Annotated in this window: 20 protein-coding genes; 8 read left to right on the plus strand and 12 right to left on the minus strand. The window is 64.4% G+C overall.

The annotated features are described in order from the left end of the window. The first annotated feature begins 14 nt into the window (after window positions 1–14). From ACSBOB_RS05940 to ACSBOB_RS05950, 3 genes are read left to right on the plus strand one after another with little or no spacing between them, the layout of a single operon-like run. Entirely contained in the window at window positions 15–311 is a 297-nt protein-coding gene (locus ACSBOB_RS05940; protein ID WP_442581532.1) for a sarcosine oxidase subunit delta, read from the plus strand. After that, window positions 308–3,301 (plus strand): sarcosine oxidase subunit alpha, encoded by a 2,994-nt coding sequence (locus tag ACSBOB_RS05945; RefSeq protein WP_442581533.1) that lies wholly within the window; start codon window positions 308–310, stop codon window positions 3,299–3,301. Before ACSBOB_RS05940 ends, ACSBOB_RS05945 begins: the two co-directional genes overlap by 4 nt. Further along, window positions 3,294–3,854 (plus strand): sarcosine oxidase subunit gamma, encoded by a 561-nt coding sequence (locus ACSBOB_RS05950; protein WP_442581534.1) that lies wholly within the window; start codon window positions 3,294–3,296, stop codon window positions 3,852–3,854. Before ACSBOB_RS05945 ends, ACSBOB_RS05950 begins: the two co-directional genes overlap by 8 nt. Before the next feature lie 219 nt (window positions 3,855–4,073). Here ACSBOB_RS05950 and lptE read toward each other — a convergent pair whose 3' ends face one another. Together lptE and leuS are read right to left on the minus strand one after the other, a co-directional pair. Further along, the gene (lptE, locus tag ACSBOB_RS05955; protein WP_442581535.1) at window positions 4,074–4,637 is read right to left on the minus strand and encodes an LPS assembly lipoprotein LptE; all 564 of its coding nucleotides are present in this window, start codon (window positions 4,635–4,637) and stop codon (window positions 4,074–4,076) included. Next, window positions 4,624–7,287, minus strand: a complete 2,664-nt coding sequence (gene leuS / locus ACSBOB_RS05960; protein WP_442581536.1) for a leucine--tRNA ligase — start codon at window positions 7,285–7,287, stop codon at window positions 4,624–4,626. The genes lptE and leuS overlap by 14 nt, the downstream gene beginning before the upstream one ends. Window positions 7,288–7,425: 138 nt before the next feature. On the opposite strand from leuS, the gene ACSBOB_RS05965 reads away from it, so the two are divergent. The 3 genes from ACSBOB_RS05965 to ACSBOB_RS05975 all read left to right on the plus strand — a co-directional run bounded on the left by ACSBOB_RS05965 (window position 7,426) and on the right by ACSBOB_RS05975 (window position 8,829). After that, on the plus strand, window positions 7,426–8,088 hold the full coding sequence (locus ACSBOB_RS05965) for a YggS family pyridoxal phosphate-dependent enzyme (protein WP_442581537.1): 663 nt from the start codon (window positions 7,426–7,428) through the stop codon (window positions 8,086–8,088). A gap of 63 nt (window positions 8,089–8,151) precedes the next feature. Continuing rightward, a complete protein-coding gene (locus ACSBOB_RS05970) occupies window positions 8,152–8,409 on the plus strand; it encodes a type II toxin-antitoxin system Phd/YefM family antitoxin (RefSeq protein WP_442581538.1) in 258 nt (85 codons plus the stop codon). 3 nt (window positions 8,410–8,412) lie between these two features. After that, window positions 8,413–8,829, plus strand: coding sequence for a type II toxin-antitoxin system VapC family toxin (locus ACSBOB_RS05975; protein WP_442581539.1), 417 nt, complete (start codon window positions 8,413–8,415; stop codon window positions 8,827–8,829). A 21-nt stretch (window positions 8,830–8,850) separates the two neighbouring features. Here the strand turns inward: ACSBOB_RS05975 and ACSBOB_RS05980 are convergent, their stop codons facing one another. The 6 genes from ACSBOB_RS05980 to ACSBOB_RS06005 form a co-directional block, all read right to left on the minus strand. Beyond that, window positions 8,851–9,750: a DMT family transporter gene (locus tag ACSBOB_RS05980; RefSeq protein ID WP_442581540.1), complete on the minus strand. Its 900-nt coding sequence runs from the start codon at window positions 9,748–9,750 to the stop codon at window positions 8,851–8,853. A gap of 38 nt (window positions 9,751–9,788) precedes the next feature. After that, complete coding sequence (locus tag ACSBOB_RS05985; protein ID WP_442581541.1) at window positions 9,789–10,838, minus strand: L-idonate 5-dehydrogenase; 1,050 nt, start codon at window positions 10,836–10,838, stop codon at window positions 9,789–9,791. Beyond that, on the minus strand, window positions 10,835–12,241 hold the full coding sequence (locus ACSBOB_RS05990; protein WP_442581542.1) for a TRAP transporter large permease: 1,407 nt from the start codon (window positions 12,239–12,241) through the stop codon (window positions 10,835–10,837). The genes ACSBOB_RS05985 and ACSBOB_RS05990 overlap by 4 nt, the downstream gene beginning before the upstream one ends. Window positions 12,242–12,244: 3 nt before the next feature. Continuing rightward, the gene (locus tag ACSBOB_RS05995) at window positions 12,245–12,820 is read right to left on the minus strand and encodes a TRAP transporter small permease (RefSeq protein WP_442581543.1); all 576 of its coding nucleotides are present in this window, start codon (window positions 12,818–12,820) and stop codon (window positions 12,245–12,247) included. 102 nt (window positions 12,821–12,922) lie between these two features. Next, entirely contained in the window at window positions 12,923–13,897 is a 975-nt protein-coding gene (locus tag ACSBOB_RS06000; RefSeq protein ID WP_442581544.1) for a sialic acid TRAP transporter substrate-binding protein SiaP, read from the minus strand. 40 nt (window positions 13,898–13,937) lie between these two features. Next, entirely contained in the window at window positions 13,938–14,681 is a 744-nt protein-coding gene (locus tag ACSBOB_RS06005; RefSeq protein WP_442581545.1) for a FadR/GntR family transcriptional regulator, read from the minus strand. 289 nt (window positions 14,682–14,970) lie between these two features. Between ACSBOB_RS06005 and ACSBOB_RS06010 the strand changes: the two genes are divergently transcribed. Together ACSBOB_RS06010 and ACSBOB_RS06015 are read left to right on the plus strand one after the other, a co-directional pair. Then, the gene (locus ACSBOB_RS06010; RefSeq protein ID WP_442581546.1) at window positions 14,971–15,252 is read left to right on the plus strand and encodes a type II toxin-antitoxin system ParD family antitoxin; all 282 of its coding nucleotides are present in this window, start codon (window positions 14,971–14,973) and stop codon (window positions 15,250–15,252) included. Continuing rightward, entirely contained in the window at window positions 15,249–15,560 is a 312-nt protein-coding gene (locus tag ACSBOB_RS06015) for a type II toxin-antitoxin system RelE/ParE family toxin (RefSeq protein WP_442581547.1), read from the plus strand. Before ACSBOB_RS06010 ends, ACSBOB_RS06015 begins: the two co-directional genes overlap by 4 nt. A 61-nt stretch (window positions 15,561–15,621) precedes the next feature. On the opposite strand, the gene ACSBOB_RS06020 is transcribed toward ACSBOB_RS06015, so the two are convergent. The 4 genes from ACSBOB_RS06020 to ACSBOB_RS06035 all read right to left on the minus strand — a co-directional run bounded on the left by ACSBOB_RS06020 (window position 15,622) and on the right by ACSBOB_RS06035 (window position 19,714). Continuing rightward, the gene (locus ACSBOB_RS06020; protein WP_442581548.1) at window positions 15,622–16,857 is read right to left on the minus strand and encodes an adenylate/guanylate cyclase domain-containing protein; all 1,236 of its coding nucleotides are present in this window, start codon (window positions 16,855–16,857) and stop codon (window positions 15,622–15,624) included. Between the two features lie 93 nt (window positions 16,858–16,950). Continuing rightward, window positions 16,951–18,021, minus strand: a complete 1,071-nt coding sequence (locus tag ACSBOB_RS06025) for an ABC transporter ATP-binding protein (RefSeq protein WP_442581549.1) — start codon at window positions 18,019–18,021, stop codon at window positions 16,951–16,953. 17 nt (window positions 18,022–18,038) lie between these two features. Continuing rightward, complete coding sequence (locus ACSBOB_RS06030) at window positions 18,039–18,830, minus strand: ABC transporter permease (protein WP_442581550.1); 792 nt, start codon at window positions 18,828–18,830, stop codon at window positions 18,039–18,041. Next, window positions 18,827–19,714: an ABC transporter permease gene (locus ACSBOB_RS06035; RefSeq protein WP_442583653.1), complete on the minus strand. Its 888-nt coding sequence runs from the start codon at window positions 19,712–19,714 to the stop codon at window positions 18,827–18,829. The genes ACSBOB_RS06030 and ACSBOB_RS06035 overlap by 4 nt, the downstream gene beginning before the upstream one ends. Window positions 19,715–19,772 lie beyond the last annotated feature (58 nt).

Raw genomic sequence — 19,772 nt, forward strand, 5'->3', positions numbered from 1 at the left:
AGGCTGACAGGACCATGCTTCTCATCCGCTGCCCCTATTGCGAGGAAGAGCGCCCGGAACTCGAATTCCGGCACGCCGGCGAGGCGCATGTCGCGCGCTCGCCCGACATCGCCGCGATTTCCGACGAGGAGTTCGAAAAGTTCTTCTTCATCCGCTCCAATCCGAAGGGCGTCGTGTTCGAGCGCTGGCGGCATGTGCATGGCTGCGGCCGCTTCTTCAACGCGGTGCGCAACACGGTGACCGACAGGTTTTTGATGACGTACAGAGCGGGCGAGAAGAAGCCTGAGATTTCGGCGGAGGTGTCCAAGTGACCCAGCCCTTCCGCATTGCCGGCGCGGGCCGGCTGACGCCCGCGAAAACTGCGCGCTTTACCTTTGATGGCAAGCATTTCGCCGGTCTCGCCGGTGACACGCTGGCTTCGGCGCTGCTGGCCAATGGCGTGCATCTCGCCGGCCGCTCGTTCAAATACCACCGGCCGCGTGGCATTCTTTCCGCCGGGGCGGAGGAGCCGAACGCGCTGGTGTCGGTCGAGCGCGATGCGGCGCGCAAGACGCCGAATGTGCGGGCGACCGTTCAGGAGCTTTACGACGGGCTGACTGCGCATTCGCAGAACCGCTGGCCGTCGCTGACTTTCGATGTGGGCGCGGTCAATGACCTCGCCTCGCCGCTGTTTTCGGCGGGTTTCTACTACAAGACCTTCATGTGGCCGAAGGCGGCGTGGAAGAATCTGTACGAGCCGAAAATTCGCGCGGCGGCGGGCCTCGGCGTGGCGCCGGACCAGCCGGACCCGGACCACTATGCCTCGCGCTTCGGCCATTGCGAGGTGCTGGTGCTGGGCGGCGGGGCTGCCGGCATCGCTGCGGCGCTTGCCGCGGCGGAGAGCGGGGTGCGCGTCATCCTCGCCGACGAGCAGGCGGAGTTCGGCGGCGCTCTGCGCTACGAGGCCGGCGCTGCGATCGACGGCGTGGATGGCTGGACCTGGGCGCGGGCGAGCATCGAAAAGCTCGCGGCGATGGACAATGTGCGGTTGCTGCCGCGCACGACGGCGTTCGGCTACTACGCACAGAACATCGTCGGGCTGGTCGAGCGGCTGACCGACCATCTGGCAAAACCCGACAAGGCGGTCGCCCGCGAGCGGCTGTGGCAGATCCGGGCGAAGCGCGTTGTGCTCGCCACGGGCGCGATCGAGCGGCACATGGTGTTCGCCGACAACGACCGGCCGGGCGTGATGCTGGCCTCGGCGGGGCGGGCCTACCTCAACCATTACGGCGTGGCGGTGGGCAAGAATGTCGGTGTTTATACGGCTAATGATTCCGCCTATTACGCAGCGATCGACCTGAAGAAGACCGGCGTCGGTATCGCGGCGATCGTCGATCTGCGCGACAATCCGGGTGGCCCGGCGGTGGACGCGGCGCGGGCGCTCGGCATCGAGATAAACCACGGCCGCGCCGTGACCAAGGTGGGGGGAAAACTGCGCGTCTCCTCCATGACGATCGAGCCGAAAACTGGCGGCAGCGGGCGAACGGTGGCCATCGATGCGCTGCTGACCTCGTCGGGCTGGACGCCTTCGGTGCACCTGTTCTCGCAATCGCGCGGAAAAGTGGCGTTCGACGAGGCGACCAAACGCTTCCTGCCGGGAACCTATGCTCAGGACTGCGTGTCGGTGGGCGCCTGCAACGGCACGGACGGGCTGGAGGCGACGATCGCGGAGGCGGTTTCGGCAGGCGAGAAGGCGGCGAAAGATTCAGGCGCCAAGGGGGCCAAGGCCGGGAAGATCAAGGTGGATGCCGGCGAGAACTGGGCGGGATCGATGCTGGGCAGCGGGCCGGGCGCCGGCGACGGCACGACGGTGAAAGCCTTCATCGACTTCCAGAACGACGTGACGGCCAAGGACATCCGCCAGGCGGTGCATGAAGGCATGCGCTCGATCGAGCATGTGAAGCGCTTCACCACCAACGGCATGGCGACCGACCAGGGCAAGACCTCGAACATGCACGGCCTGGCGATCGCCGCCGAGACGCTGGGCAAGCCGATCCCCGAGGTGGGGCTGACGACGTTCCGCGCGCCCTATACGCCGGTGACGTTCGGCTCGATCGTCGGCCACGCCAAGGGAAAACTGTTCGACCCGACGCGGTGCACGGCGATCCACCCCTGGGCGGAGCGCAACGGCGCGGTGTTCGAGGATGTCGGGCAGTGGAAGCGCGCCTGGTATTTTCCGAAGGCCGGCGAAGACATGCACGCCGCCGTCAACCGCGAATGCGTGACGGTTCGGCAGGCAGCCGGCCTGTTCGACGCCTCGACGCTCGGCAAGATCGAGGTGGTCGGTCCGGACGCGGCGAAATTCATGGAGCTGCTCTACACCAACCCGTGGGAGAAGCTGGATGCGGGGCGCTGCCGCTACGGCATCATGCTGCGGGAGGACGGGTTCATCTATGACGACGGCGTGGTCGGGCGGCTGGCGCCGGACCGGTTCCACGTGACCACCACGACCGGCGGCGCGGCCCGGGTGATGAACATGATGGAGGATTATCTCCAGACGGAGTTCCCGCATCTCAATGTCTGGCTCACCTCGATCTCCGAGCAATGGGCGGTCATCGCGGTGCAGGGGCCGAATTCGCGAAAAATCATCGAGCCGCTGGTCGAGGGCATCGACATGTCCGACGAGGCGTTTCCGCATATGTCGGTGCGTGAGGGAAAGATCTGCGGCGTGCCGACGCGGCTGTTCCGCATGTCGTTCACCGGCGACCGCGGGTTCGAGGTCAATGTGCCTGCCGATTTTGGCGAGGCGGTGTGGGAGGCGCTTTGGGCTGAAGGGCAGAAGCATGGAGCCTGCGCCTACGGCACCGAGGCGATGCACATTCTGCGTGCCGAAAAAGGCTACATCATCGTCGGCCAGGACACGGACGGCACGGTGACGCCGGCCGACGCGAGCGTCGACTGGGCGGTCGGCAAGAAGAAGAAGGATTTCGTCGGCATACGCGGCCTGACGCGGCCGGATCTCGTCGCGCCGGGGCGAAAGCAACTGGTCGGGTTGAAGACGAAGGATCCGAAAATCGTGCTGGAGGAGGGTGCGCAGATCGTTGCCGACCCGGCGCAAAAAGTGCCGATGACGATGATCGGTCACGTCACCTCCAGCTACTGGTCGGAGAATTGCGGCCATTCGATCGCGCTGGGGCTGGTCGTCGACGGCAAGTCGCGGCATGGCGAGACGCTGTTCGTGCCGATGCCGGACGGGACGATCGAGGTCGAGGTGACGGGCATGGTGTTCTACGATCCGAAGGGAGAGCGCCTCAATGGCTAAGGCTGCCAAATCCGCAGCAGGCGTCGCCCGCCGGCCGGCGCTCGCCGGACGCGAAGCGCTTTCGGGCGGCGTTCGCCTGTCGGTCCTGCCGCCGGCCGAACGCATCTCGCTCCGCGCCCCGGTCGCTTCGGTGGCGTCGCTGTCCAAGGCGCTCGGCCTCGACCTGCCGGTGAAGCCGAAGACCTCGGCCTCGTCGGGCCCGCGCACCGCGCTGTGGCTCGGGCCGGACGAATGGCTGGTGATCGACCAGACCGGCGACCCGCTGGCCGATTGCGCGGGGGTCAAGGCGCTGCATTCGGCGGTCGGGGTGTCGCACCGCAACGTCGCGTTCTCGGTTTCCGGCGCGGGCGCCGAAGCAACACTGAATGCGGGCTGCCCGCAGGATCTGTCGCTCGAAGCCTTTCCGGTGGGAGCGTGCTCGCGCACCATTCTCGGAAAAGTCGAGATCGTGCTGCTGCGTACCGGCGAGGATGCGTTCCGCGTCGAGTGCTGGCGGTCGTTTTCCGACTATGTGCATGCATTCCTGGTGGAGGCGGCTGCGGACGCCGGGTGAGGGCGGGTCGTAACGGAGGCGGTGGCCCTGAACTCGATCCGATGGGGAATGTCCGGCGGTATCAGCTGCAGAACAGGCTCGCCACCACCATCTTTTGACGATTATCCCGACATAGTCGACACGCCGCAAGGCATCGAACGTCTTCGCCGGCGACAAGCCCGCCGTCGCCTCGATCACCTCAAGGCAACGGGCTGAGGTCGATGCCTGGGGCCGTCGGGATCAGGCGGCCTTCAGCTTCGACAGCTTCTGCGCTATGTCCAGCCGCAGCAGTTCGGCGAGTTCGCGTGCCGCGCGGTCCTCGGCGTCGCGGCGCGCCCGCACATTGGCGAATTCCTGGGCCGGCTGGTCGTAGGAGGCCGGTATGGAGCGCGACCCGCGGGCGACGGGCTTGCCGGTCGCGATCTCGGTCAGCACGTAGCTGCCCGTCATGTGCAAGGTGGCGGCCGTCGGGCGGCCGTCATTGTCCACCTCCACCACCGCCTCGTCGAGCACCAGCACCGAAGCGGCGAGCGCCATCCGGTATTTCGCCTGCGCCGGTTGTCCGGCGCCGCCGTTGAACAGGAAGATCAGATCGTTGCGCAACTGCTGCCCGTAGCGGGTGTTGACCGCTTCGATCGAGATCTGCCGCAGCCCCTCGGCCGCGCCCGGCACGGCGCCGGTCTCGATGCTGGCGTCCGAATAGAGCGGCCGCACGGTGCAGGCCGAGGCCAGCGTGGCCACAGCGAGCAGGGCGGCGACGCCGAGGCGGCGAAGGGCGGCGGAACGGCGATCAGGCAACGACATTGACGATCCTTTGCGGCACCACGATCACCTTGCGCGGCTCTCTGCCCTCGAGCGCCTTCTGGACGACATCGAGCGCAAGCGCCGCCTTCTCGACCGCAGCTTGATCCGCGTCGCGCGCAATCGTCAAGTCGCCGCGTTTCTTGCCGTTGACCTGCACCGGATAGACGATCTCATTGTCCACCGTCAGCGCCGGGTCGAAGACCGGCCACGGGCGCTCCGCGATCAGGCCTCTGCCGCCGAGCGCGGCCCAGCATTCCTCGGCCAGGTGCGGCATCATTGGCGCAATCATGGACAGGAGGAATTCCACCGCCTCTCGCAAGGCGGCAGCTTCCGTCGAAGCCAGTCTGGCCGACCCATCGGTCGCGCCATCCTCGCCGGAACCCAGCGTCGATCCGACGAAGGAACTGATTTTGTTCGTCAGGTCATAGACGCGCGCGACGGCCTTGTTGAAGCCGAGCTTGCCGATATCCTCGCCGACCGACTTCAGCGTCTTGTGCGCGGTCTTCGACAATATGCCGGCCTCGCCATCGGATGCGCTCGCCGGGGCAATTCCGGCAATAGCCGGCGCCGCCTCCGACACCAGCCGCCAGACGCGCTGCACGAAACGGTGCGCGCCCTCGACGCCGGCTTCCGTCCAGATCACGTCGCGCTCCGGCGGCGAATCCGACAGCATGAACCAGCGCGCGGTGTCGGCGCCGTAGCTGGCGATGATGTCATCGGGATCGACGACGTTCTTCCGCGATTTCGACATCTTCTCGATCGCGCCGATCTCGACCGGGGCGCCGTCCTTCAGCAAGGTGGCGCGGCGGACGCCGTCGATCTCCTCGATCTTCACTTCGGCCGGTGTGATCCAGCCTTCCGGCAGGCGATAGGTCTCGTGCACGACCATCCCTTGCGTGAACAGGCCTTCGAAAGGCTCCTTCACCTCGTTGATGTGCCCGGTCGCCTGCATGGCGCGCACGTAGAAGCGCGAATAGAGCAGGTGCAGGATCGCGTGCTCGATGCCGCCGATATACTGGTTGACCGGCAGCCAGCCTTTTTTCCCGTCGACCACCGGCAAGGTGGTGGGCGCCGTCTCGTTCCACGGATCGGTGAAGCGGGCAAAATACCAGGACGAATCGACGAACGTGTCCATCGTGTCGGTGTCGCGCCGCGCCGCCCTGCCGCAGTGCGGGCAGGTCGCGTGTTTCCACGTCGCATGATGGTCGAGCGGATTGCCCGGTCTGTCGAAGCTCACATGGTCGGGCAGCACGATCGGCAGCGCGCTGTCGGGCACCGGCAGCGAGCCGCAATCGTCGCAATGGATGACCGGGATCGGGCAGCCCCAGTACCGCTGGCGCGAGATCAGCCAGTCGCGTAGCCGGAACTGCACCTTTCGCTCGCCCATCGGCCGGTTGCCGATCGAGATCTCACCCAGCCGGTCGGCGACGTCGTCAAAAGCCTGCTTCGGCTTCATGCCGTCGAGGAAGCGCGAATTGATCATCACGCCGTCGTCGACATAGGCTTCCTCGGTGACCTGGAAGGTCTTTTCGTCGGCGCCTTCCGGCATCACCACCGGCACCACCGGCAGGCCATATTTGTTGGCGAAGTCGAGGTCGCGCTGGTCGCCCGACGGGCAGCCGAAGATCGCGCCCGTGCCATAATCCATCAGCACGAAATTGGCGACATAGATGGGCAGTGTCCAACTCTCGTCGAACGGATGCACGACGCGGATGCCGGTGTCGAAACCCTTCTTCTCGGCGGTCTCGAGTGCTGCCACCGACGTCCCCACGCGCCGCACCTCCTCCATGAAGGCGGCCAGTTTTGGATTGTTCTCCGCAGCCTTCTTCGCAAGCGGATGGTCGGCGGCGATCGCCATGAAGGAGGCGCCAAAGATCGTGTCCGGACGGGTCGTATAGACCTCCAACTCGTTCTCGCCGGCGGGCGCCGTGCCCTTGGCCAGCGGCCAGCGGATCAGCAGGCCCTCCGAGCGGCCGATCCAGTTGGCCTGCATCAGCTTGACCTTGTCCGGCCAGCGGTCCAGCGTGTCGAGGCTGTCCAGCAGGTCCTGCGACATCGAGGTGATCTTGAAGAACCACTGCGTCAGGTCGCGCTGCTCGACCGGCGCGCCGGAACGCCAGCCCTTGCCGTCGATCACCTGCTCGTTGGCCAGCACGGTCATGTCGACCGGGTCCCAGTTGACCTTGGCCGACCGGCGCTCGACCAGCCCGGCCTTCCAGAAATCCAGGAACAGCTTTTGCTGGTGCTTGTAATAGGACGGATCGCAAGTGGCGATCTCGCGCGCCCAGTCCAGCGACAGGCCCATCGTCTTCAACTGGCCCTTCATCGTCTCGATGTTGGCGTAGGTCCAGTCGCGCGGGTTCACCTTGTTGTCGCGCGCCGCGTTCTCGGCCGGCAGGCCGAACGCATCCCAGCCCATCGGGTGCAGCACGTTCTTGCCGTTGGCCCGCTGGAAACGCGCCACCACGTCGCCCATGGTGTAGTTGCGCACATGGCCCATATGGATGCGCCCGGACGGGTAGGGGAACATCTCCAGCACGTAGTATTTTTCGCGCGGGTCGTCGTTCTTCGTCTCGAAGAGCTTTGCCGCGTCCCAGGCTTTTTGCCATTTGGGCTCGGATGCGCGCGGATTGTATCGTTCGGTTGCCATTATCGGGAATTCACTGGATAAGACGGGCGAAATGGGTTCGGCGGACCTTCACCATGGTTTGCCGGAGGCGTCAAATTTTTTCCCCTTAAAAGTGAAAAGCCACGTTTAACTTGAATCCGTTTCTCCTTGGGGTGAGGCATGAGCGACGCAGTTTCCCGGCTGGCTGAAGTGAAAGCGAAAATCGCGGCGGCCGAGTGCGAGGCAAGGCGCGCGGCCGGCAGCGTCACGCTGGTCGCCGTCTCGAAAACCTTCGACGCAGCCGATATTCGCCCGGTCATCGCTGCCGGGCAGCGTGTGTTCGGCGAGAACCGCGTGCAGGAAGCGCAAGGCAAATGGCCGGCGCTGAGGCAAGACCGGCCGGACCTGGAGCTGCATCTCATCGGCCCGCTGCAATCCAACAAGGCGAAGGAGGCGGTGGCGCTGTTCGACGTCATCGAGACGGTCGACCGCGAGAAGATCGCCGCCGAACTGGCCAAGGAGATTGCCAGGCAAGGAAAGGCGCCAAAGCTCTACGTGCAGGTCAACACCGGCTCGGAGCCGCAAAAGGCTGGCATCGAGCCGCGCGAGGCCGTCGCTTTCGTCACGCGCTGCCGCGAGGTCCATGGACTCGCCATCGACGGCCTGATGTGCATCCCGCCGGTCGAGGAAAACCCCGGCCCGCACTTCGCGCTGCTGGAAAAGCTGGCGCGTGAGGCCGGTGTGGAAAAGCTGTCGATGGGCATGTCCAGCGACTACGAAATCGCGGTCGCCTTCGGCGCGACAAGCGTGCGCGTCGGCTCGGCGATTTTCGGGACGCGGTGACTGGTTTTTTGAACGAAGGCCCCCGCCATGCTATATGCTAGCCAGGTTGGCTCGGTGACGAAAATGAACTGGCATCTGCAGGACGCGAAGAACAATTTCTCGAAAGTGGTCCAGAAGGCGCGCACGGAAGGACCGCAGACCGTGACGTTGCGCGGCAAGCCGACCGCGGTGGTTCTGTCGGCGGAAGAGTATGAGAGGCTCACCTCTGGCAAGCCGTCGCTGGAGGAGTTTCTGTTGGCTGATGGGCCGATCTGGGACGACGAGTTCGTCGAGGACGTCAATCGGCGCAACAAGTCGCCGGGTCGAGATATCGACTTCTGACGCATGTTTCTTCTCGATACCAATGTCGTTTCCGCGCTTCGAAAGAAGGATGCCCCCGCAGTTCAGTGGCTTTCGGCACAACAACGAGGGACGTCTTGGCTCAGCGTTATGACGCTTGGCGAGATCAGGCGCGGAATTGAAATGAAGCAGCGCAAGGATGCCGAGGCGGCTCGTCACTTGGCATCATGGTTCGCGGCAATTCGAGGAGAGTTTGGACAGCGGGTGCTGGGCGTCGACGAAGCGGTCGCATTGGAATGGGGCCGCATTTCGGCATTGCGCACACGCGGAGAAGCCGACTGCCTCATTGCAGCAACCGCAATCGTGCATGACCTGCTTCTCGTAACGCGCAACGTCGCCGATTTCCAAGATACCGGCGTCTCCCTGATCAATCCTTGGGACGCCTTGGGAACGACAAGATAATTACGATTCTCCTACCAGTCGCTAAATCTCCATCACTTCCGGCACGGGCTTCTTCAGCTGATGCTCGCGGAAGAAGATGAACAGGCCGGCCGCCACGATGATCGCGGCGCCGACCAGCATGTTCAGGCGCGGCACGTCGCCGAACACGATCCAGCCGAAGACAATCGCCCAGAACAGTTGCGTGTACTGGAAAGGAACCACCGTCGCCGCGTCGGCGAGCTTGAGCGAGCGGTTGATGCAGACATGCGCGATCATCGCCACCACGCCGAGCAGGCCGAGCAGGGAGAACTCCAGCGGGCTCGGCGTCACCCAGTCGAACGGCGCCGTCAACGCGCCGAGCACGGCGGCCGACACCATCTGCCAGAACACCAGCGTGACATCCGGCGTGCCGCGCAGCGCGCGGCCGGAAATCAGCAGGAAGGAGAAGGCGAGGCTGCCGAAGATCGAAATGATCGCTGCCGGCGTCAGCGTTGCGGAGGACGGTTCCAGCGCGATCACCACGCCGCAGAAGCCGAGGAAGATCGCTGACCAGCGCCGCCAGCCGACCTTTTCGCCGAGCAGGAAGGGCGACATCGCAGCCACATAGATCGGCGCCGCCAGCCAATAGGTCATGGCGTCGGCGAGCGGCAGGTAGACGACGGCGAAATAGAAGGCATAGGCCTCGGCCGACGACAGGATGACGCGCAGCACCTGCATGCCGGGCCGCTCGACCTTGAACAGCGGGGTCAGTCCGCTGCGCCACAGGAAGGGGCTAAGCACGATCAGCGCCGCCACGCTGCGGATCAGCAGCAATTGGCCGACCGAGTAGGTCGACACCAGCCATTTGCCGAGCGTGTCGTTGAGCGTGAACAGCAGGGAGCCGGCAAGCATCAGCAGGATGCCGAGCCGCGCCGCCGCGTTGCCGGTAGGGGAAAAATTCAAGGCTAGATGTTCCGTCCCAGGCCGACGACGGACCCCAGTCAGTCCGCCGTGAGAACGACCTTTACGCTGCGGCTACGGTCGAGCGCCAGCCGGAAAGCGTCTGGCGCATCACGTAGCGGCCGTCTGGCCGTGACCAGCCTCGCGACATCGACGGCGCCCGACACGATCAGTTCGACGGCACGCGAAAATTCCTCGCCGAAGCGGAAGGTCCCCCTCACGTCCAGTTCCTTGGCCATCATCGCATTAGCCGGCGCCGGCACGTCGCCGCCGGGAAGATTACCGACCAGCACCACCGTACCGCCGCGCCGCGCCGTGCGGATCGCCGAACCAAGGCCCGCCGGCGTGCCGGAAATCTCGAACGCCGCGTCGACCGGGTCCGTGGCCGCCGCCTCCTCCAGCGGGCCGGCGCCGACGCTGATGTCGACCACCCGGTCGGCGCCGAGCGCCTTGGCGAAAGCCAGCGGCGCTGCGGCGATGTCGATCATGGTGATCTGCCCGGCCCCGGCCAGGCGCGCGGCGAGCATGACCAGCAGGCCGATCGGCCCAGCCCCAAACAATGCCACGTGCCGGCCCGCAACATCGCCAGCGCGCGCGACAGCATGCAGCGCTACCGCAAGCGGCTCGGCAAGTGCCGCGGAAGAAAGCGCAAGGTCTTTCGGCACCTTCACGCATTGCGCGGGGATGGCGTCGAACAGGCTGGCGAAACCGCCCTGCATATGCGGCGTCTTCGACGCCGAGCCCATGAAATAAATGTTCTCGCAGAGGTTCGGCCGGCCCTCGCGGCAACGCGCGCAATGCCCGCACCAGCGCGAGGGGTTGACGGCGACGTGGTCGCCAACCGTCAACCCCGGCGCATCGCCGGCGATCTCGACGACCTCGCCGGCAACCTCGTGGCCTAGGATCAGCGGCGAGGTCACGACAAAATCGCCGGTGCGGGCATGGCGGAAATAATGCATGTCCGAGCCGCAGATGCCGCCCGCCCCGAACTTTACCCGCACCATGCCCTGCGGGAGCGGTCCGAGGTCGCGCTCTACGACGCGCAGATCCTCCGGAGCGAACAGGGTCGCGGCGATTGCGGTGGCGCTCATCGGATCAGTCCCATCTGCTGCGGCAGCCACAGTGTTATAGCCGGAATGAAGGTGATGAGCAGCAGCGCCACCAGCAGCGGCACCAGCCAGGGCAGGATCGCCATGGTGGTGCGCTCGACCGAGAGTTTCGCCACCCGCGACAGCACGAACAGCACCATGCCGAGCGGCGGATGGAGGAGGCCGATCATCAGGTTGAGCGTCATGATCAGCCCGAAATGCACGGGATCGACGCCGTAGATGGCAGCCACCGGCAGCAGGATCGGGACGAGGATGGTGATCGCCGCGATCGTGTCGAGGAAACAGCCGACGATCAGCATCAATATGTTGACCAGGATCAGGAACACCCATTTGTTCTCGGTCAGCGCGAAGATGAAGGTCGAGAACACCTGCGCCGACTGGCTTACGGTGAGCAACCAGGCGAAGATCGACGCCGCCGTGACGATGAACAGCACCGAGGCCGTCGTCTCGATCGTGTCGAAGCTGGCCTTGGCCAGCGCTTTCAACGTCATCGTGCGGTAGCGCACCAGGCCGAGGAACAGCGACCAGATGACGGCGGCCATGGCGGCTTCCGTCGGCGTGAACCAGCCCATGGTCATGCCGCCGATCAGGATGACCGGCGTCATCAGCGCCATGACGGCGGAGAAGTCGAAATACCAGTCGGCCGCCACCAGCACGACCAGCGCTACGCCGACCGCTGCATTGATGGACAGGCCGGCCAGCACCAGCAGGTAGACCAGCACCGGGAAACCGAGGACGACGACGATTTCGAGGCTCGCTTCGCCGAGCTTCGCCATTGAGAACGGCGTGTCCGATCCCCAGCCCTTGCGGTAGGCGAAGATCGCCACGGTCAGCATCATCAGCAGCGTCATGACCACGCCGGGCAGGATGCCGGCCATGAACAGCGCGCCGATCGAGACGTTGGCCATCATGCCATAGATGACGAAGGGCAGCGACGGCGGGAAGATCGGTCCGAGCGTGGCGGAGGCGGCGGTGACGCCAACGGCCGCCTCGACGGGATAGCCGTGGTCCTTCATCGCCTTGATCTCGATAGTGCCGATGCCGGCGGCGTCCGCCAGCGCGGTGCCCGACATGCCGGAAAAGATCACCGAGCCGATGATGTTGACCTGCGCCAGCCCGCCCTTCATCCAGCCGACCAGCGCCAGGGCGAAGGTATAGATGCGCCCTGTCACGCCGGCTATGTTCATCAAATTGCCGGCCAGGATGAAGAACGGCACGGCGAGCAAAGGAAAGCTCTCGACGCCGGCAATCATGCGCTGCGCGGCGATGAGGTCCGGCGCGACGCCGTAGATCAGCAGATAGGCGACCGAAGCGACCGCCATGGACACCGCCACGGGTACGCCCATGATCATCAGGAGGAGGAAACCGCCGACGAGTAGCAGCATGGGTCAGGCTCCCGGGGTGTCGAATTCGCCCGGGCGCTCCAGGACGGAGTAGCCGCGGCGGTAATTGGCGATGGCGACCTGAACGGAGCGCAGGAACATCAGCAGGAAGCCGGCGAACACCAGCCAGAAGAACCAGCTTCTGGGCAGGTTGACGGTCGTCATGCGCTCATGCACGACGATCCGCACATAACGCCACATCAGCCAGACCGCGTAGCCAAAGAAAATTACGCGGATGGCGTCGACGGTCAGCGCGAGGGCGCGTCCGGCGCGCGGCGACAGATAGTGGTAGAGCACGTCGACATGGATGTGCCGCGTGGTGCGCACGCACATCGCAGCCCCCAGGAAAACCACGACGATCAGCGCGTTGATGGCGATCTCTTCGGTCCAGGCGAGGCTGTTGTTCAGCGCGTAGCGGGTGAAGAACTGCAGGAAGACGCAGACCACCATGCCCCAGAACACGGCAAGCGTCACCCAGTCCTCGAAACCGTGGTGGGACAGGTCGATGGGCGCCGCCTCTTCCTCGAAGGCGTGCGCCAGTTCTTCGGCGGTGATCTGCGTATGATGCTCTTCACGGCTCATTGCGGCCTCGCCAACTGGCAAAAATCTCCTCGCCGGCTGCCGCGAGGCAGCCGGCGGACGGAACGTGCCGAAGCCCTTATGCTCCGGCACGGAGAGCAGGGATCAGTTGATCGCCTGGATGGCGTCCCAGTCGGCCTTCTCGTAGCCGAACTCCTCGAATGTCACCTTCTCGGCGACATTCTTCTTGAAGTCCTCCTTGTCGACCTCGGTCACCGTCAGGCCGCGATCCTTGAACACCTGCACAAGTTCCTTCTCGCGCGCCACGATCTTGTCGGTGGTGCGCTTGGCGGCTTCCTGCAGGACTTCGGTGAAGATCGCCTTGTCCTCGTCGGAAAGGCTCGACCAGCGCGTCTGCGAGATGATGGTGTTGAGATGGTCGACGATATGTCCGGTCAGCACGATATTCTTCTGGACTTCGAAGAACTTCTTCGCCTCGATCGTGGTCAGCGGGTTTTCCTGCGCCTCGACCGTGCCGTTCTGCAGCGCCAGGTAGACTTCGGCAAACGCGATCGGCGCGGTGTTGGCGCCGCAGGCGCGCGGCATGGCGAGATAAGCCGGTACGTCCGGCACGCGCATCTTCAGTCCGGCCATGTCTGCGCATTTGGCGATCGGCCGGTTGGAAGTGGTCTGGCGGGTGCCGTAATAGCTGGTCGCCGTTATGTGGTGGCCGGTCTTCTCCTCATAGGCGGCCGCCAGTTCCTTGTATTTGTCGCTCTTGGTGTAGGCGATGAGATGGTCCGCATCGCGGAAGGTGAAGGGATAGTAGGTAACCCCCATGCGCGGCAACTCCTTGGCGGCGAAGCTGGAGCCCGAGATGATGATGTCGACGGTGCCGAGCGTCAGGCCCTGGTTGATGTCGGCTTCCTTGCCGAGCTGCGAGGCGGGATAGACCTCGATCTTGTAGCGGCCGTTGGTGCGCTTGGCGATTTCCTCGCCGGCCCATACCGACTCCGTGTGGAACGGCTCGGACGTCTCATAGACATGCGCCCATTTCAGCGTTTCCTGCGCGAATGCCGCAGAAGCCGAAAGAGCGAGCGCGGCCATCGCGCCGATCGTTGCTGCAAGACGCAATTTCATTCTCTTTCTCCCGAAGTTGATTACCTGAATTGCCGGCCGGTCAATGGGCGTGGCCGGTTGCCGCCTCTTTCTCCCCTGCCGGCCCACCCGCCGACATCTCCCGGAAACTGATCGAGAACCGCTCCTGCGACTTGTGCAGATGCTCCTGCATCGCCTGCTTGGCCTGCTTCGGATCGCCGGCGGCGATCGCGTCGCGCACCAGCCGGTGTTCCTCCAGCGCGGCGTTCCAGGTGGTCGGATCCTCGAAATAACTCGAAAGCCGCTCGAAATACGGGTTCATGCGCTGGTCGAACAGGTCGCCGATGACCCTCACCAGAACCGCGTTGCCGAGGGTCGAGGCAACGGTCGTGTGGAACGCGCGATCGAGCGTCAGGGTGGCGTGGTTGGGATGCGCCTTGCCTTCCATGCGCTGCAAAATGTCGTCCATCGCCGCAATGTCGGCCGCGGTCGCCAACCGCGCCGCTTCCTCCGCCACCGCACCCTCGACGAATTCGCGCGCCCTGAGAAGCTCGAACGGCCCCTCGTCGGTGGTCGGATTGGCGGGAAGCCGCGACGGCTCGGTGACGTAGATGCCCGATCCGACACGAATGCGCACGCGGCCCTCGACTTCCAGCGCGATCAGTGCCTCGCGGATGGTCGGGCGCGAGATGCCCATGCGCTCGGCCAATTCGCGCTCCGGCGGGAGACGGTCACCGACCGCGAACTCGCCGCTGTCGAAAAGCTGGCGCAGTTGCTCGGCGACCTGCCGATAAAGCCGGCGCGGCACGATTGTCTCGATCGGCATGGAAGCCGTGTCCTCCGCGGTCCGGCCCCGGCTCCTCTCCGGTAAATTGGTCAGACCGATTTACCAAAATTGTATGAGGACAGGTGACAAGTCAAGCGGAAAGTTTCTGGGCGCGTTTCCAAGATTGATCCCAGCCGATCAGTGCTCAGGACCCGTTTGTAGCGCTGCCGCCCGCCGCTGCTTGGTTGTCGTCGCACCGAAGCGCATATTCCGGGCCACGGGCGGAATTCCCGATGCCATTTCGGTCGAGGTATGATAATTTCACACCCAGATCTTCGCAGGAGAAACCATGTCCGCCACCGAAAAACGCACCTTCAGCCTGCCCGCCGAGCAGGCCGCTTTCATCGACCGGCTGGTCGAGTCGGGCACCTACGCAACCAGCAGCGAAGTGATCCGCGCCGGTCTCCGCGCGCTGCAGGAGCGCGATGCCGCCGTGGAGCGCTGGCTGCGCGAGGAAGTCGTGCCGACCTATGACGAAATCAAGGCCCATCCAGAGAGGGTAATTTCGGGAGAACAGTTACTTGAAAATATGCGCCGGCTCCACAATGCCCGGCTAAAGGGGGAAGCGTGAAGCGAAGGATTGTAGACTATTCGCTGCGCGCCAATCAGGACTTTGCATGGGTTTATGGCATCGTTGCCAAAGCTGGCGGTGCAACGAGCGCTTTCGGCTATGTACAACGCATCCGGGCATTCTGCGAACGCCTTGACTACGGCTCAGAGCGCGGCACTCCCCGTAACGATCTGCGGCCGGGGCTTCGTGTCGTTGGCTTCGAGCGCCGGGTGACCGTCGCGTTCATCGTGGAGCCTGAACGCGTGGTGATTTTGCGCGTGTTCTACGGCGGCGTGGACTGGGAGAATGAATTCGACGACGAGAGCTGACGCATCCGCCCGCCATCGGCATCCCCGCAGTCAGGCGGCCGGACCATAAGCGTTGCGAGTTTCAGCCCGCGTCCCGCCGCCCCGCCACCAGTTCCGGATCGAGCGTGAACAGTTCCTGTGCGCGCCCGACGCCGCGAAGCGCATAGCGGCCGACGCAGACCAGCTTGCCTCGCTCGTCATTTGGCAGCGCCTCGCGGAAAGCCGTTGAGAACAGGACGTTGCGGTCCGCCGAGCGGCACATGGAGGCGATGCGGCTCACCTCGTTCACCGCTTGCCCGACGACGGTGAAGTCCAGCCGGTCGGGGCTGCCGATATTGCCGTAGAACACGTCGCCGATGTGCAGGCCGAGATAGATCGTGCTCACCGGTTCGCCGGCGGCGGCGCGGCGCAGATTGAGATCGCCGAGCCGCAGCCCGAGGTCGGCTTCGGCCTGCATCGCGGCAAGACAGGCGGCGGACGGATCGGAATCGGTGAAGATCGCCAGCGTGCCGTCGCCCATCAGCTTCAGCACGTCGCCGCCGGCGCCATGCACGGACGAGATGACCGCCTCGGCATAGTCGTTGAGCAGCGGGATAAGCTGGTCGGAAGCGATGGTCTCCGACAATGTCGTATAGCCACGCATGTCCGAGAACCACAGCACGGCGTTCACCGTCTCGGCGACGCCGCGGCTCATCCGGCCCTGCAGCACCCGCCGTCCGGCGTCGCGTCCCAGATAGGTCTCGACCACCGCCACCGGCACGCGCGCCAGCGACGCCGACTTGATCGCCAGGCCCAGCAGCGGCGTCAGGAAGCGCAACGCATCGATCTCGCTGTCGCTGAAACCGCCCGGGCGCGCCGTGGTCCAGCGCGAGCCGAGATTGTCCATTTCGCCGAGCACGGCGTCCGGCGCGAACATGTGCACGGCGGCGTAGTAGTCGGTCTGCCCTTCGGCGCGGATTTCCTCGACCGCCTCGAAACCGCCGGTCTCGCCGGCATGCAAGCGGCAGCGCAACTCGCCGCCGCCTTTCTGCAAAAGATGGTGAAAAGGGCTGTTCGTCCAACTTGCCGACAGGGTGTCGTCGCTGTTGCGCTTGAATTCGAGCAGGGGGTCCTCCTCGGCGTCGTCCTCGCGCCAGCGGAAACCCCGTCCTTCGTAGATCGGATGCAGCGTGTCGATGATGACGATGGCGCGGCCGATCGCCAGACCGGTTTCCCGGCATTTTTCGCAGAAGCCGTGCAGCAGCGCGATCTCGGTCTCGCCCTCAAGCCCTTTCGCCGCAACCCAGGCCGCAATTTTCTCGACGTCGCGCTGTTCCATGGGGGCAGTGTGCACAGCCCGGGTCACGGCGCAAGCGGCGGGATGCCGGCGTCGGACCCGCGCGAGCCGCCTTCACGCTACGGGCATAAAACCTCAGTGCAGGACGAGCATATCGTTCGACGAAAAGCTGATCGCCGTCTTCTCGCCCACCGCGGGCGGCGGCGTGCTCGGATTGTTGAACGTATCCAGCGACACGACGCTGCTGCCGACGCCGACCCGCACGCGGATCACCGAGCCGAGGAAATGCACCTCGGCGATCTGGCCCTGCAAATTGGCGTCATGGCCGGCCTTCGGTCCGAGCGCGATCGCTTCCGGCCGCAGCGCCAACGACAACTGGTCGCCATTGCGCGAGCCGTTCAGCTTGCCCTTCAGCGACACTTCCTGCGTGCTGACCCGCACCGTGCCCGCCGCGGCGTCGCTGACGACGCCTTCCAGCACATTCAGCGTGCCGACGAAATTGGCGACGAATTTCGTCGCCGGCCGGTTGTAGATCTCGAACGGCGTGCCGACCTGCTCCGCCTTGCCGCCATACATGACGGCGATGCGGTCAGAGATCGACAGCGCTTCTTCCTGGTCGTGGGTGACGAAGATGGTGGTGATGCCGAGCTTCTGCTGGATCGAGCGGATCTCCTCGCGCAGCGACACGCGCACCTTGGCGTCGAGCGCAGACAGCGGTTCGTCGAGCAGGAGCAGCTTCGGCTTCGGCGCCAGCGCGCGGGCCAGCGCCACGCGCTGCTGCTGGCCGCCGGAAAGCTGGTAGGGGTAGCGGTCGCCGAACTGGTCGATCGGCAGCCTGATGATACCCAGCATCTCGGCAACGCGCTTGTCGGAATCGGCCTTCGGCATGCCGGCGACCTTCAGGCCGAAAGCAACGTTCTGCGCGACGGTCAGGTTCGGGAACAGCGCATAGGCCTGGAACACCATGCCGACATTGCGCTGGTTGGGCTTCAGCCTTGTGACGTCCTTGCCGCCGACGACGATCTTGCCCGAGGTCGGTTCCTCGAAGCCGGCGACCATGCGCAGCACAGTTGTCTTGCCGCAGCCCGACGGCCCGAGGAATGAGACGAACTCGCCGGGCGCCGCATCGAGATTGAAGTCCTGTACGACGGTGGTCGGACCGAAGGACTTTTGGACGTGCTGGATGCTGAGAAAGGGGTCGGCCATGAAATTGGACTTTCAGGTCAGCGGGTTTGGTTCGAGGATTTCGGCGCATAGCGCGACAGCAACTGGATCAGCGACATGCAGCCCCAGGTGATGGCGAAGGCGATGATGGCGAGGGCTGCCGGTTCATACGCCCGGTTGGCGCCGATGTTCTGCAGATAGGGCCCGAAGGCCGGGCGGTTGAGCAGGCTGGCCATGGTGAATTCGCCAATCACGATGGCGAAGGTCAGGAAGGCGCCGGACAGCACCGCGATAAGCACGTTGGGCAGGATGACCCGTCCGATGATGGTGGCCCAGCCGGCGCCCAGTATCTGCGCCGCTTCGGTCAGCGTGCGCACGTCGATGGTGCGCAAGCCCGTGTCGACAGCGCGGTACATATAGGGCAGCGCCAGCGTCGCGTAGCCGATCACCAGCAGTACATTTGTACCGCTGGTGCTGGCAAGGAACGGCAGCGGCGAGTTCGACCCGTACATGCGTATATAGCCGAAGACGATGACGATGGCCGGGATGACCAGCGGTAACAGCGTGATGAACTCGACGATCGGCCTCAGATGCGGCAGGCGCAGCCTGATCCAATAGGCGGCCGGCACGACGATCAGGATGCCGAGCAGGATGGTGAAAATCGCCGCTACCACCGAAAAGGTGAAGGATTGCTGGAAGCGGGGATCACCGAATACGACCTGATAGGCGTCGAAGGAATAGACGCCGCGTCGCATGCGCAGCGAGAATTCCAGCGTCGCGATCAGCGGAATGAAGAAATAAGCGGCCCCCACGCCGAAGGTGAGCCAGGCCCAGAATTTTCCGGTCTTCATTTCAGCCACCGTTCGCTGCGGGTCCGGAACCAGATGTAGAACACATTGGCGAGGCCGGTGATGACGATCATGCCGAAAGCGATGGCATAGCCGAGTTGCGGGTTGTGCAGCACATCGCCGTTGATCTGGGAATAGAGCTTGATTGGGACAATGTTAAGCACCGGCCCGGCGAATGCATAAGCTGTCGCAATGGCCCCGAAGGAATTGGCGAACAACAGGATGACCGTACCGAGGAAGCTCGGCCACAATACGGGGATCACGACGTTGCGCCAGTATTGCCACTGGGTAGCGCCCAGCGTGGCAGCGGCCTCGCCCCATTCCTTCTTGATGCCGTCGATTGCCGGTACGATGATGACCACCATCAGCGGAATCTGGAAGAACAGATAGACCGCGATCAGCCCCGACGTCGTGAGGAAATTGAATCCCATCGCATAGATGTTGATATCAAGAAGATCACGCAGGAGCACCGTTACGATGCCGACACGGCCCAGGGTCGCTATGAACGCGAAGGCGAGCGGCAAGCCGGCGAAATTCGAGGCAACGCCCGAAAAGGTGAGTGTCGCGGAGCGAACCCACCCCGGCAGCCCGCCGCGCACAATTGCCAAGGCTATCGCGAGCCCACCAAATGCTCCGAGCACGGCCGACCAGAAACTGATCTTGATCGACTTCCAATAGGCGTCACTGATCGAAGGATCGGTGAACAATTGCAGGATGTTTGCCAGCGTAAACTCGCCTTCCTTGCCCTGGAAGGCGCCCAACACAAGATAGAGCGTGGGCAGGATCAGGAACATGATGGCAAACACAAAGAAGGGCGCGACGCCGATCCATTGCGTCGGCAAGCGGAAAGCCGTCGCCTCACTTGGAGGGGCCGGCTTGGCGGACATTGCCTGATTTGAAAGCGAGAGATCGGTCATGCGCCGGCCGCCGTCTTCGAGGGAACGC

Source organism: Mesorhizobium sp. KACC 23794, from assembly GCF_052180275.1.
Taxonomy (GTDB): Bacteria; Pseudomonadota; Alphaproteobacteria; order Rhizobiales; family Rhizobiaceae; genus Kumtagia.

Coding starts and splice junctions, on each gene's coding strand:
- ACSBOB_RS05940 (WP_442581532.1), top strand. CDS start 15: ATGCTTCTCATCCGCTGCCCCTATTGCGAGGAAGAGCGCCCGGAACTC.
- ACSBOB_RS05950 (WP_442581534.1), top strand. CDS start 3,294: ATGGCTAAGGCTGCCAAATCCGCAGCAGGCGTCGCCCGCCGGCCGGCG.
- lptE (WP_442581535.1), bottom strand. CDS start 4,637: ATGTCGTTGCCTGATCGCCGTTCCGCCGCCCTTCGCCGCCTCGGCGTC.
- leuS (WP_442581536.1), bottom strand. CDS start 7,287: ATGGCAACCGAACGATACAATCCGCGCGCATCCGAGCCCAAATGGCAA.
- ACSBOB_RS05965 (WP_442581537.1), top strand. CDS start 7,426: ATGAGCGACGCAGTTTCCCGGCTGGCTGAAGTGAAAGCGAAAATCGCG.
- ACSBOB_RS05970 (WP_442581538.1), top strand. CDS start 8,152: ATGAACTGGCATCTGCAGGACGCGAAGAACAATTTCTCGAAAGTGGTC.
- ACSBOB_RS05975 (WP_442581539.1), top strand. CDS start 8,413: ATGTTTCTTCTCGATACCAATGTCGTTTCCGCGCTTCGAAAGAAGGAT.
- ACSBOB_RS05985 (WP_442581541.1), bottom strand. CDS start 10,838: ATGAGCGCCACCGCAATCGCCGCGACCCTGTTCGCTCCGGAGGATCTG.
- ACSBOB_RS05990 (WP_442581542.1), bottom strand. CDS start 12,241: ATGCTGCTACTCGTCGGCGGTTTCCTCCTCCTGATGATCATGGGCGTA.
- ACSBOB_RS05995 (WP_442581543.1), bottom strand. CDS start 12,820: ATGAGCCGTGAAGAGCATCATACGCAGATCACCGCCGAAGAACTGGCG.
- ACSBOB_RS06000 (WP_442581544.1), bottom strand. CDS start 13,897: ATGAAATTGCGTCTTGCAGCAACGATCGGCGCGATGGCCGCGCTCGCT.
- ACSBOB_RS06005 (WP_442581545.1), bottom strand. CDS start 14,681: ATGCCGATCGAGACAATCGTGCCGCGCCGGCTTTATCGGCAGGTCGCC.
- ACSBOB_RS06010 (WP_442581546.1), top strand. CDS start 14,971: ATGTCCGCCACCGAAAAACGCACCTTCAGCCTGCCCGCCGAGCAGGCC.
- ACSBOB_RS06020 (WP_442581548.1), bottom strand. CDS start 16,857: ATGGAACAGCGCGACGTCGAGAAAATTGCGGCCTGGGTTGCGGCGAAA.
- ACSBOB_RS06025 (WP_442581549.1), bottom strand. CDS start 18,021: ATGGCCGACCCCTTTCTCAGCATCCAGCACGTCCAAAAGTCCTTCGGT.
- ACSBOB_RS06030 (WP_442581550.1), bottom strand. CDS start 18,830: ATGAAGACCGGAAAATTCTGGGCCTGGCTCACCTTCGGCGTGGGGGCC.
- ACSBOB_RS06035 (WP_442583653.1), bottom strand. CDS start 19,714: ATGTCCGCCAAGCCGGCCCCTCCAAGTGAGGCGACGGCTTTCCGCTTG.